Genomic DNA, 12,232 nt, shown 5'->3' with positions numbered 1-12,232 from the left:
CAAAATCGGCGCGTGACGCCGGGCGATGCCCGGTCGCGACGACCGGCAGACAACGATCAGCAGTCGTGGGGATCAGCAGTCGTGGGGATCAGGAGTCGTCGGTCAGGCTGCGCTGCATGATGATGACATCAAGCCAGCGCCCGAATTTGAAGCCGACATCGCGCAGCGTGCCAACCCGCTGAAATCCCAGGCTCGCGTGAACCCCGATCGAGCCGATATTTTCGGAATCGCCGATCACCGCCAGCATCTGACGCAAACCGAGTGCCGCGGCGTCCGCCAGCAGGCGCGAGACCAGCGCCTTGCCAACCCCTTGCCCGCGGACATCCTCGCGCACGTACACGCTGTCCTCAGCGGTAAATCGATAGGCGCTGCGGGCGCGATACTGGTCGAAATAGGCGAAACCCAGCAAACCGGTCGCCCCCTCCGCCACCAGCCACGACCGCCCGGCCACCGTGATGGCGTGATACCGCCCCGTCATTTCCTCGAGCGAGGGCGGGATCTCCTCGAAAGTGCCGGTGCCTTCCAGCACGTGATGGGCATAGATGGCCTGGCATTCCGGCAGGTCCTGAACGGTCGCGGGACGGATCTCCATGGCGCAACAACTCCGATCGAATGAACCCGAGTGATGCCGGTCCCGCCGCCGCCCCGCAAGAGCCTCCTTGGGCGCAACCCTCCGGCACGGTGGATTTTGCGCAGATCGTAACTCGATCTAAACGGGTGAAGCCTATAGAAAGTTTCGGGATATTTATGCTATTAACGAGACTGATGTTGAATTTTTCATCTATTTCATTGAAATCGATCGAGATTTCTGGTTTGTTGCAGTGCGGCGACGCTCGCGTGCAGCGTTCATGCCTTGGCCACTCACGGACCAGCGCCCGGTCGATCGACCGCCGGGCCCATGTAAGGGACAGCCCGCCCGATGAATGACACTGTTGACAATGCCGCCGCCGCCCCCGACCGCAAGGGTGAGGAGACGGAGGCGCTGCATGTCCGTATCCTTGCGGTCAAGGCAGCGGCACGATTTCATGGCGTCGATCTCGATATCGATACGCTGACGCTCGATCCGAAGGAACCAGCGCCGACATCGCCGCATCTGGTTGAATGGTTGCGTGACTCGGGCCTGTGGGTGCGCGGCATCATGCTGAATTTCCGTCAGTTGATGAAGGTCGAAACCACCGCGCCGGTGGTTCTGCTCCTGCGCGACGGCGGGGCCGCGCTGATGGTCGCGCATGACCGGGACCGGTCGATCATTTTTGTCCGTGATCCGCGCGCCCCGCTCGGCTCGGCGCCGGTCGCGGTCGATGAAATCCAGCTCCGCCAGGTGTGGGATGGCGCGGTGCTGCTGATCCGCGGCGAGCGCGATGGCCAGGACGTCGAGCCGCCGTTCAATTTCACCCTGCTCTGGAAAATGGTCCTGATCGAAAAGCGCATCCTGCGCGATGTCGCGATCAGCTCGATCACACTGACGATCCTGCAGGTGCTGCCGATTCTGATGATCATGGTCGTGCTGAACACCGTGATCGTTTATAAAAGCATCAACACGCTGATTCTGGTCACCCTGATCTTCATCGTCTGCATCATCTGGGAGGCGCTGCTGACCTGGGGCCGCCGCCTGATGCTGGTGATCCTGTCGACGCGATTGGACGCGCGGCTCAATCTGATGATCTTCGACCGCTTGATGACCCTGCCGATCGATTTCTTCGAGAAAAACCAGGCCGGTGAATTGTCCTACAAGGTCGGCCAGATCTATCGGGTGCGCGACTTCATCACCGGGCGGCTCCTGTCGACCTTCATCGACATGTTCATGGTCGCGCTGATCCTGCCGATCCTGTTCTATCTCGACGCGTTTCTGGCCTGGACCATTTTGATCGCGGCCGGCATCATCGCGGTGATCATCACCGCCTTTCTGCCCGCGATCGCGCGTTTGACCGGCAAGATCATTATCGCCGAAAGCGCCAAGGGGGCGGTGCTGGTCGAGAGTATCTACGGTATTCGCACGGTCAAATCCCTGGCGCTCGAAAAGGTGCGCGCCGATGAATGGGATGCCCGGGTCGCTCAGACCAGCAGTCTCAATATGCAGATGGGCCGGTTGTCGAACTGGCCGGTCGTGTTGTCGTTGCCGTTCGAACGCTATGCCCAGGGCGGCGTGCTGCTGCTGGGCGGCTATATCGCGGTCACCTCGCAAAACCCGCTCGCCCTGGGCGGGCTGGTCGGGTTCATGCTGCTGGGCGGCCGCGTGGCCGGACCGCTGGTGTCTTTCGCGCGGCTGATCCAGGATGCCCAGGAAGCCCGCGCGGCCATCGCCATCGTCGGGCAGGTGCTGAACCGGCCCACCGAGCGTCGCGCGCTGAACACCGGCCTGCGCCCGCAGTTCCTCGGTTCGGTTGCCTTCGAAAACGTGACGTTCACCTATGAAGGCACCAAGACGCCGGCCCTGAACAAGGTGAGTTTCTCGATCCCCGAAGGCACGATGCTCGGGATCGTCGGCCGGTCCGGTTCGGGTAAATCGACCGTGACGCGCCTGTTGCAGGGCATCAATCGCGAGTATACGGGTGCGGTCAAAATCGACAACACCGAGTTGCGCGAGATCAATCTGCGCCATCTGCGCAAGAGTTTCGGCGTCGTGTTGCAGGATAATTTTCTGTTCCGCGGTTCGGTGCGCGATAACATCATCGCCGGCCGGCCGGGGCTGAGTTTCGAGGATGCCATCCGCGCGGCCCGTCTGGCCGGCGCCGAGGAATTCATTGAGCGCCTGCCGCAAGGCTACGAGACCTTCATCCAGGAAGGCTCGCCCAATTTGTCCGGCGGGCAGAAGCAGCGTCTCGCGATCGCGCGCGCCCTGATCGCGGATCCGCGTCTGCTGATCCTCGATGAGGCGACCAGCGCGCTCGATCCCGAGAGCGAGGCGTTGATCAACGCCAATCTGCTGCGGATCGCCAGCAATCGCACCATGGTGATCATTTCCCACCGGCTGGCCTCGCTGGTCGAATGTGACCAGATCCTGGTGATGGATTCCGGGCAGGTGATCGATCTCGGCAAACATGCCGAACTGGTCGAGCGCTGCGCGATCTATCGCCATCTCTGGCTCCAGCAGAACCGCCATATGAACCCTGAAGGAGGTCGCAATGCGCCGACTCCGACGCTTGCTCAAGGGGACTAATCCCCCGGTGGCGAACCCGACCCCCCCGCGCGCCACCGGCGCCAGCGGCTCCGGCCTCGCCCTGGCCAGCCCGGCGCAGCTTGGCGACACGCCGATGGCGTTGCTCGAATTCCAGTCGCCCACCGCGGCGGTGATCGCAACGCCGGTACCGGTGATCTCGCGCTATACCGCCCTGATCGTGACCGCGCTGGTGTTCGCCCTTCTGGTGATCGCCGCCACCGTGCGGGTCAGCAAAGTGGTGACCGCGCAGGGCAAGCTGGTGTCGTCCGCCCCCACCATCATGCTGCAACCGTTCGATACCTCGATCGTGCAGTCGATCGATGTTCACGAGGGCCAGATCGTTCACAAGGGCGAGTTGCTGGCCCGGCTCAACCCGACCTTCGCGCGCGCCAATCTCACCGCGCTGCGCGCCCAGGTCGTGGCCCTGCAGGCGCAGCGGGCGCGGCTGGAGGCCGAGGCGAATGGCACGATTTACGCGCCGGCGCACGCCAACCCCGCCCAGACCTTGCAGGCGGCTATTTTCGAGAGCCGGAAGGCCGAACGGACCTACACGATCGAGAACTACAACCAGAAGGTCGCCGAGTTGCAGATGATCGTCACCAAGAGTGAACAGGAGGCGGGTTTCTACAAAAAACGCGTCAATGTCGCTCAGGATGTCGAGAACATGCGCACCCAGCTGCAGAAGATGCAGGTTGGCAGCAAGCTGAACTCGCTGATTGCCCTGAACGACCGGCTCTCGGTTTCGAGTTCGTTGTCGAGCGCGATTTCAACCGCCGCGGCCGGCGAGCGCGATCTGGCGGCGCAGCGGGCGGAACGGGACGCCTACGAGAAGAAATGGTCGGCCGGTGTTTCGGAAGATCTGGCGGAGACCACCAGCAAGCTGGTGAGCGCGCAGCAGGATCTGTCCAAGGCGGAATTGCAGAGCCAGCTCGTGGTGCTGCGCGCGCCGCGTGACGCGATCGTTTTGACCGTCGCACATGTCTCGGTCGGTTCAGTTTTGCAGTCAGGCGAGAAATTCATCTCGCTGGTGCCGATCGATGCCCCGCTTTCGATCGAGGCCGATATCAGCGGCACCGAATCGGGCTATGTGCATATCGGTGATCCGGTGACGATCAATTTCGATACGTTCAACTTCCTCCGCTACGGCTCGGCCAAGGGAACGCTTGAATCGGTCAGCGCCGACAGTTTCAGCCCGGAAGCCGCACCCGGCGAAGGCGGCTCGGCACTGCCGAACCGGCCTCATACGCTGTATTATCGCGCCTCCATCACGCTCGACGAATTGATGCTGCATAACGTGCCGCCCGGCTTCCGCCTGGTGCCGGGCATGCCGTTGAATGCGAATATCAAGGTCGGCCGTCGGACCATCATGTCGTATTTCGTCACCAAGATCATGCCGGTTGCGTATGACAGCATGCGTGAGCCTTGATCGACGGTCGCACGGGCCGTCATGAACACGATTGACCGCATCGCGGCGCTGTCGCCGGCCCGCGCGCTCAAGCGGGCTGCGGCGCTGGCGCAGGATCAGCAGTGGCGCCGCGCGGCCCGGCTTTACAGCGTCGCGGCGGAAGCCGGGCTGGTTGAAGCGCAATTTCAGGTGGGCGAAGCCTATCTGGAAGGACGGGGCCTGTCGCAGAATCCACGCGAGGCCGCGCGCTGGTTCATCCGGGCGGCTGAGGCTGGGCATGTCGAGAGTCAATGTCGGTTGGCCGGATTGTTCATCCATGGTCTGCAAAGCCGAAATGTCGAACAGGCGGCGTCGCTGTTCGGCGAGCATGTGCAACCCTCCGAAACCCGCAATGCCGCGGATTATCCGGCGGCATTGATCTGGGCCCGGCGCGCGGCCGAAGCGGGATCGGCCGATGGTCAGGCGCTGCTCGGTTATATTCTGTCGAACGGGCCGGAAGGCATCGCCGATCCGGTCCAGGCCGAGATCTGGTATCGTAAATCAGCGGCACAGGACTGGCCGCAGGGACATCTCGGTCTCGGGCTGATCCTGATGCGTGACGCCGACACCGCCGAGAAGACGGTCGCCGCGATGCGCGAATTCGAACAGGCGGTAAAGGCCGATCTGCCGACGGCGCATTATCTGCTGGGCGTCATTCACGAGCAGGCGGTTGGCGTGTTGCCTGACCCGGCGCGCGCCCTGATGCATTATCGCAAGGCGGCGATTCATGGCATTCGCAATGCCCAGGCCAAGCTCGGCGCGATGCTGTTGTCCGGCCAGGGGTGCGCGCCGGACCCGGTCGAGGGGGAATCCTGGCTGCGGCGCGCCGCCGTCGCGGGAGATCCGGAGGCGGCGGCGCTGGTCGCGGATCTGTATGCGCGCGGCGGGGCGTTGCCCCCCAATTATGCCGAGGCGGCGCTGTGGTTTCGCGTCGCGGCGGAGGCCGGGCATCGCATCGCGGCGCGGGCGCTCGGCATGCTGTATCTGACTGGCGCCGGCGTGGCGCGCGATCCGGAGGAGGCGGCGCGCTGGCTGGCGCGCGCGGCCGAGCAGGGTGACATCGCGGCGGGCGCCGATCTCGGCAATCTGATGCTCAAGGGCGAGGTCCGGCAGACCTCGATGGATGGGTTGCCGATCCATGAATGGTTCGAGAAAGCCGCCGAATCCGGCGATCTGATCGGCGCATTCAACTATGGCGTCTGTCTGGCCGAGGGCATCGGCGTCGCGCGCGACGAGGCCAAGGCCGCGATCTGGTTACGGCGTGCCGCGGAGGGCATCGTCAATGCGCAATATTGGTATGGCCGGCTGTTGCTCGAAGGCCGCGGCATTCCGGCCGACCCGGTCGAGGCGCACCACTGGATCGCGCGCGCGGCCGATACCGGCATGGTCGAGGCATTGGCCCTGCTGGCCGAGATGAAGCTGAACGGTCAGGGTTGCCCGCGCGATCATGCCGGCGCGCGCGATGTGTTTCTGCGGGTGGCCGCGACCGGCCATGCCGGGGCGATGTTCGCGCTCGGCGCGCTGTATGGGGGTGGTCATGACATTCCGACCGACCGGATCGAGGCCCAGATCTGGTTCGGCAAGGCGGCGGCGCTCAATCATCCGATCGCGCAGCTGATGCTCGGGCGGTATCTGCGCAAAGGTCTCGCCGGGCCGGTCGATCAGGTGCAGGCGGCGCGCTGGCTGAACCGCGCCCTGGCGCAGGGGGTCGAGGAAGCGCGGTTCGATCTGGCCGAACTCGCACAGCCGGAGGAGCCGCTGTCGCATCAAGCCGTCGCGGATTGAACCTCGCCGACCCTGACGCGGTGCGGCGTCGGCGGCACGACGAGGCCGCCGACGCCTGGATGCGCGGACGCGCCGCACTCGATCGCGGTGATCTGACGGCGGCACGATTCTGGCTGGAGCGGGTCGGGCGAATTGCACCGCAGGACCCGCGGCCGCAGTTCGAATTGGCGCTGGTGCTCGCGGCTTTGCAGGATGCGGCGGCCGGCGCCGCCCTGTTCGACATTGCCGTGGCGCATGATCTGGCCGCCGCCTGGCTCGCCCTGGCGCGGGTTCGGTGGCGGAATGCGGATCGGGCTGGCGCCGCGGCGGCGATGACCACGCTGCTGCGCCGGTATGAAATCCCGGCCGATGCTGATTTTTCACCCTTCGCCGATCGCATCGCGCATGCGGCCGGCGCGCCGGGGTGGTGCGGCATCGCTGCCGGGGCGCTGATCGTGCGCGCCGAGCGGCCGACCATCCGGGTCGATGGGGGGACGCAGCTGGTGACGCCGCGCGATCTGACAACGGCACATCGGTTGGATGTTGAAACGATGGCGGGGCCGCTGCTCGGCAGTCCCCTCGATCTGCGGCTGCTGCGGCGGATCGGCGGCATCGCGATGGTGGAGGGTGATCGTGTTGTCGGGTGGGTGACGCATCCGGCCGCGCCCGATCGTGCGCCGCGTTTGCGCCTGATCGATCGCGACGGGGTCGAACGTGCCGTGCGGTTGCAGCGGCGCTCGGAAGCGGTGGCCCCGGCCTGGTTTCTGCCGCGTCATGGCTTTCGCATCGGCATGGCCGCCATGCGCGGGATGCGCCCGCCGCTCCGGATCATCGGGCCGGATGGGCGCGCGCTGGCGGGCACGCCGCTCGATCCCGCCCGGATCGCGGCGTTGGCGCCGCTCAAACCGCGCCTTGGGCCGATTCCGCGACCGGCGCGGCGGGGACTCTGCGTTGTGATGCCGGTCTATCGCGATGCCGCGGCGACCCTCGCGTCGCTGCACTCGCTCCATGCCGCGATCGAGGGCGACGTGCCGATCATCGTGGTCGATGATGCGAGTCCGGAGCCGGAGGTGGTGCGGTTGATCGATGCCGAGCGCCGGGCTGGGCGCATCCATCGGCGCCGCCATCGTCGCAACCTTGGGTTTCCGGGCGCGGCCAATGCGGGCATTCGCATGGCGCGGCGGCTGCGACCGGGGTGCGACATTTTGCTGGTGAATGCCGATATTCTGGTCCCGCCCGGTGCGCCGCGGCGGTTGCAGGCGGCGCTCTATGCGGGTGATGCGATCGCGAGTGCGACACCGCTCTCGAACGAGGCGACGATTCTGAGCTATCCGGCCCCGCAGGGCGGCAACCAGCCGCCGGATCTGGCCGGCACGATCGCGCTCGATCGTCTGGCGCGGCGGGCGAACCGGGCCGGGCTGGTCACGATACCCACCGCGATCGGGTTTTGCATGGCGATCCGCCATGATGCGCTCGACGCGGTGGGCAGTTTCGATGAAACCCTGTTCGCGCAGGGTTATGGCGAGGAAAACGACTGGTGCCGCCGTGCCGCGGGGCGCGGGTTCATTCATGTCGGCGCCGTGGGTGTGTTTGTCGCGCATCATGGCGGCGCCTCGTTCGGCGCCGATGGGGCGGCGCTCTGCGCGCGCAATCTCGCGCTGCTGGAGCGGCGCCATCCCGGCTATCATGCGCTGATCGCGGCGCATCATGCGGCCGATCCGCTGGCGCCCGCGCGGTTCCGGCTGGATCGGGCGCGGTTTCGCGCCGGGCGGCGGGGATCTGCGGTCGTTCTGGTGTCGCATGATCATGGCGGCGGGATCGCGCGGGTCGTCGCGGCGCGGATGGCGGCGCTACGGCGCGAGGGCAGCCGCCCGATCCTGATTCAGCCGGATTTCAGCGATCCGGGGTCGCGCGAGCGGTTTATCGGCGCCGCGCGGCTGACCGATGGCGCGGCGGCGGATTATCCGGCGCTATGCTTTGCGCTGCCGCGGCATTTCCGCGCCCTGGTCGCCTTGCTGCGCGGCGAATCGGTGCGTCATGTCGAATATCATCATACGCTCGGACATCACCCGGTGATCCGCTCGCTTGCCACGGCTCTCGGTGTGCCGTCGGAGCATGTCATTCATGATTACGCCTATTTCTGTAAACGGGTGAACCTGATCGGCCCGTCCCGGCGGTATTGCGGCGAGCCGGGTCCGGAGGGTTGCAATTCCTGCATCGCGCAGGCCGGCAGTGAACTGACCGATCCGATCGCGCCGGTGGCCCTGATCGCGCGGTCGACGGCGGAATTGCGCGCGGCACGGCGGATCGGCGTGCCGTCCGCCGATGCGCAGGCGCGGTTGCAGCGGCATTTTCCCGGTATCGCCCTGACGATCACGCCTTGGGAAGACGATGCGGTGCCGCTGATGTTGCGCCCGCCGCCGCGCGGGGGCGAGCGGGTGATTGCGGTGGTCGGCGGCATCGGGCCGGCCAAGGGTTTCGATGTGCTGCTCGACTGCGCGCGCGATGCCGCCGCACGCGATTTGGCGCTGCGCTTCGTGGTGATCGGCACCAGCGAGGATGACGCGCGCCTGCTCGATACCGGGCGCGTGATGATCACCGGCGCGTATCAAGAGGGCGAGGCGACCGGGCTGATTGGGCGATCGGGCGCGCAACTGGGGTTTCTGCCCTCGATCTGGCCGGAGACCTGGTGCTTCGCCCTGAGCGAGTTATGGCGTGGCGGGCTTTACACGGTCGGATTCGATCTGGGCGCGCAAGCGGCGCGGATCAGGGCGACGGGACGGGGCTGTTTGCTGCCGCTGGGCTTGCCGGCCGCACGGATCAATCAGACCCTGCTTGCATGGCGGCCGGATTTGGGCGATTTGCATGCTCGCTACAACCTCTGATCATTCTTTGCCCCGTAGCCGCCAACCCGATTTCCGAACGGAGACGCCCTTATGGCTAAAATCGCCACCATGACCGAACCGCAGGCCGTCCCCGCGCCCGGTTTGCAACCCGGCTCGGTTCAGGAGCTGAAGGTTTCCGCGCATCTGATGACGCTGGACACCGGGCTGTTCTGCATCATCAACGAGGCGAATGCCGGAGCCGGTCTGGATCAGGGCCTGCCGGGTGTGCGCGTGTCGCCGCCGCCGCTCGGCGTGAACGGGGTGGAGATTACCGGATTTCGCCCGGATGGCTGGTTGACCGGCGAGGGCGACGCGGCACTGGTGCGGGTGGCCAAGGGGCCGGCGCAAGTGCTCGTCACGGTCTATCAGGTCGCCGGCCGGGCCGATGCGGCGCCACGGTTGCAGGTGATGCGGCTCGCGCATGGCGGTGGGACGCCGAGCGTGCCGGTGGCACCGGTGGCGCCGGTGGTGATGGATGTGCTCGCGCATATCCAGACGCGCGGCGATGTCGGAGCGAAATTTGGCGACTGGCTGGGCGAGGCCGGTTCGGGCAACTGGATCGAAGGCATCGCAATCGCGGCACCTGAAGGCATCGCGCCGGAGGATCTGTCATATCAGGCGGTGCTTGGACGTGGTTGGTTGTCGCCCTGGGTGGCGGCGGGCGAATATTGCGGCAGTCGCGGCATGGCGCTGCCGCTCCTCGGGTTGCGGGTGCGGCTGCAAGGCGCGGCGGCGGAGGCATTCGAATTGTCCTGCGAGGCCAGCTTCATCGATGGCGCGGTGGCGGGTCCGGTTGGCAGCGATGAAACCTGCGAGGCTGACAGCCTCGCGGCGCTGGAGGCGGTGCGGGTGACGCTGGTGCCACGCGTCAAGATCAAGGCTGTCGCGCGCGGCCGACGCTGAGCGGTTTACCGTGAAATTCCTGTTCGTTCACCAGAATTTTCCCGGCCAATATTTGCATATCGTGCGCGATCTGCTGGCCGAGGGGGGCCATGAGATCGTGTTCATGACCGAACCGAACCGCAATCAGATGGCCGGGGTGCGGAAGGTGACCTATGCGCGCCCGCCCTCGACCCAGGCGGCGGTGCATCCGAGCGCGCGGGAGTTCGACATGGCGATGCGCCGCGCCGAGGCTGGTTATGCCGGGGCGAAGCAGATCAAGGCGCTGGGGTTCGAGCCCGACATCATCATCGGTCATCACGGTTGGGGCGAGCTGCTCAATCTGGTCGATGTGTTTCCCGGCGTGCCGATACTGGGTTATTTCGAGTTTTATTACCGGATCGACGGCACGGATGTGAATTTCGACCCTGAATTTCCGATGCCGACCGAGCGGTTCGGCGCGGTGCGATCGAAAAACGGGGTCAATCATCTGGCGCTCGCGCTTGAACAGCACGGCCAGACCCCGACCACGTGGCAATGGCGCACCTATCCGGCCTGGGCGCGCGAGCGGATCACGGTGCTGCGCGAAGGTGTCGATCTTGGGATCTGCAAACCCGATCCGGCGGCGCATCGGCGTAAACTTACGGTCGGGCCGCTCACAATCGGGCCGAAGCAACGCCTGATCACCTATGTTGCGCGCAATCTGGAACCATATCGCGGATTTCATACCATGATGCGCGCCTTGCCGGCGATTTTGCGCGCGCGCAAGGATGTCGTGGTCTCGGTGGTTGGCGGTGATGAGGTGAGCTACGGCGCGGCGCCGCCGACCGGCACCTGGCGATCGGAGCTGATGGCCGAGGTGGGCGATCGGATCGATCCGTCGCGCGTGCATTTCATGGGAAGGGTGGCCTATGAGGATCACGTGAAACTGCTGCAACGCTCGGATGCCCATATTTATTTCTCGTACCCGTTCGTCGCCTCCTGGAGTCTGCGCGAGGCGCTGGCGGTCGGGGCGCCGGTGATCGGGTCGGATACCGAAACCGTCACCGAATTCGTCGAGGATGGGGTAACCGGCCTGGTCACGCCGACCCTGGATCATGCGGCGCTGGCCGACACCACGCTGCGCCTGCTCGATGACAAGTCGCTCGCCGCGACGGTTTCAGCCGGCGCGCGTGACTATGCGGTGCGGAATCTGGATTTGAAGCGCTATTTGCTGGCCTATCGCGCCGAGATCGAACGGATCACCGGTAAGCGGATGGTGGCTGAGGTGCATCCGCCCCGGCGCGCGGCAGCGGCGGAACCGGCGCGGGTGCCGGCACGCAAACCCCGGACCCGCGCCGCGGGGACCGCATGACGCCGACTCTGATGACCGCCGGCGGTCCGCCGGTGACCGGGGTCAGTATCGTCGATCATCCCCTGGTCGAGCACAAGCTGACCCTGTTGCGCAGCATGGCGACGCCGACCGGCGATTTCCGCCGTCTTGCGCGCGAGATTTCGCTGCTGATGGGCTATGAGGTGCTGCGCGATCTGCCGATGCAGCCGGTCGATATCCAGACGCCGATGGAGCCGATGACGGCGCGCCAGGTGTCTGGCAAGAAACTCTGCTTTATTTCGATTCTGCGGGCGGGCGACGGTATTCTGGACGGCATGATCGATCTGGTGCCCTCGGCGCGGATTGGACACATCGGGCTTTACCGCGATCCGGTCAGCCACGAGCCGATCGAGTATTATTTCAAGGTGCCGGAGGATATGGCCGAGCGGCTGACCGTTGTGGTGGACCCGATGCTGGCGACCGGCCATTCGGCGGTGGCTGCGGTCACGCGGCTGAAGCGGGCCGGGGCGGTGGCGATCAAATTCGTCTGCCTGATCGCGGCACCGGAGGGCGTGGCCGCGCTGCGAACGGCGCATCCGGATGTGCCGATTTTCACCGCGGCGGTGGATCGGGAACTGGATGAGCACGCCTATATCAGGCCGGGCCTGGGCGATGCCGGCGATCGGCTGTTCGGCACTAAATAGGCGCCGAGGCTCGGGACGGGTGACGATGCCCGTCAGGCTGACCGTACGCTGGAGTGATAGGCGATTAGAGCGATATGCGATTAA

At 65.7% G+C, this 12,232-nt stretch carries 8 protein-coding genes; 7 read left to right on the top strand and 1 reads right to left on the bottom strand.

Annotation, left to right across the window (positions count from 1 at the left end):
• Window positions 1–88: 88 nt before the first annotated feature.
• Window positions 89–592: an N-acetyltransferase family protein gene (locus ACP5E6_RS10895; protein ID WP_427954266.1), complete on the bottom strand. Its 504-nt coding sequence runs from the start codon at window positions 590–592 to the stop codon at window positions 89–91.
• A gap of 327 nt (window positions 593–919) precedes the next feature.
• Here ACP5E6_RS10895 and ACP5E6_RS10890 point away from each other — a divergent pair, with 327 nt between their 5' ends.
• From ACP5E6_RS10890 to upp, 7 genes are read left to right on the top strand one after another with little or no spacing between them, the layout of a single operon-like run.
• Window positions 920–3,160: a peptidase domain-containing ABC transporter gene (locus tag ACP5E6_RS10890; RefSeq protein ID WP_427954265.1), complete on the top strand. Its 2,241-nt coding sequence runs from the start codon at window positions 920–922 to the stop codon at window positions 3,158–3,160.
• A complete protein-coding gene (locus tag ACP5E6_RS10885) occupies window positions 3,126–4,586 on the top strand; it encodes an HlyD family type I secretion periplasmic adaptor subunit (protein WP_427954264.1) in 1,461 nt (486 codons plus the stop codon). The genes ACP5E6_RS10890 and ACP5E6_RS10885 overlap by 35 nt, the downstream gene beginning before the upstream one ends.
• A 21-nt stretch (window positions 4,587–4,607) precedes the next feature.
• Window positions 4,608–6,389: a tetratricopeptide repeat protein gene (locus tag ACP5E6_RS10880; RefSeq protein ID WP_427954263.1), complete on the top strand. Its 1,782-nt coding sequence runs from the start codon at window positions 4,608–4,610 to the stop codon at window positions 6,387–6,389.
• Window positions 6,386–9,253 (top strand): glycosyltransferase, encoded by a 2,868-nt coding sequence (locus tag ACP5E6_RS10875; RefSeq protein WP_427954262.1) that lies wholly within the window; start codon window positions 6,386–6,388, stop codon window positions 9,251–9,253. The genes ACP5E6_RS10880 and ACP5E6_RS10875 overlap by 4 nt, the downstream gene beginning before the upstream one ends.
• Before the next feature lie 51 nt (window positions 9,254–9,304).
• Entirely contained in the window at window positions 9,305–10,156 is an 852-nt protein-coding gene (locus ACP5E6_RS10870; protein ID WP_427954261.1) for a hypothetical protein, read from the top strand.
• Between the two features lie 10 nt (window positions 10,157–10,166).
• Complete coding sequence (locus ACP5E6_RS10865; protein WP_427954260.1) at window positions 10,167–11,486, top strand: glycosyltransferase; 1,320 nt, start codon at window positions 10,167–10,169, stop codon at window positions 11,484–11,486.
• A complete protein-coding gene (upp, locus tag ACP5E6_RS10860; protein WP_427954259.1) occupies window positions 11,483–12,148 on the top strand; it encodes a uracil phosphoribosyltransferase in 666 nt (221 codons plus the stop codon). The genes ACP5E6_RS10865 and upp overlap by 4 nt, the downstream gene beginning before the upstream one ends.
• The last annotated feature ends 84 nt before the right edge of the window (window positions 12,149–12,232 follow it).

The organism is Acidiphilium sp., from assembly GCF_049977125.1.
In the GTDB taxonomy this organism is placed as follows: Bacteria; Pseudomonadota; Alphaproteobacteria; order Acetobacterales; family Acetobacteraceae; genus Acidiphilium.
This window is presented reverse-complemented; position numbering and strand designations above follow the sequence as displayed.

Coding starts and splice junctions, on each gene's coding strand:
- ACP5E6_RS10895 (WP_427954266.1), bottom strand. CDS start 592: ATGGAGATCCGTCCCGCGACCGTTCAGGACCTGCCGGAATGCCAGGCC.
- ACP5E6_RS10890 (WP_427954265.1), top strand. CDS start 920: ATGAATGACACTGTTGACAATGCCGCCGCCGCCCCCGACCGCAAGGGT.
- ACP5E6_RS10885 (WP_427954264.1), top strand. CDS start 3,126: ATGCGCCGACTCCGACGCTTGCTCAAGGGGACTAATCCCCCGGTGGCG.
- ACP5E6_RS10880 (WP_427954263.1), top strand. CDS start 4,608: ATGAACACGATTGACCGCATCGCGGCGCTGTCGCCGGCCCGCGCGCTC.
- ACP5E6_RS10870 (WP_427954261.1), top strand. CDS start 9,305: ATGGCTAAAATCGCCACCATGACCGAACCGCAGGCCGTCCCCGCGCCC.
- upp (WP_427954259.1), top strand. CDS start 11,483: ATGACGCCGACTCTGATGACCGCCGGCGGTCCGCCGGTGACCGGGGTC.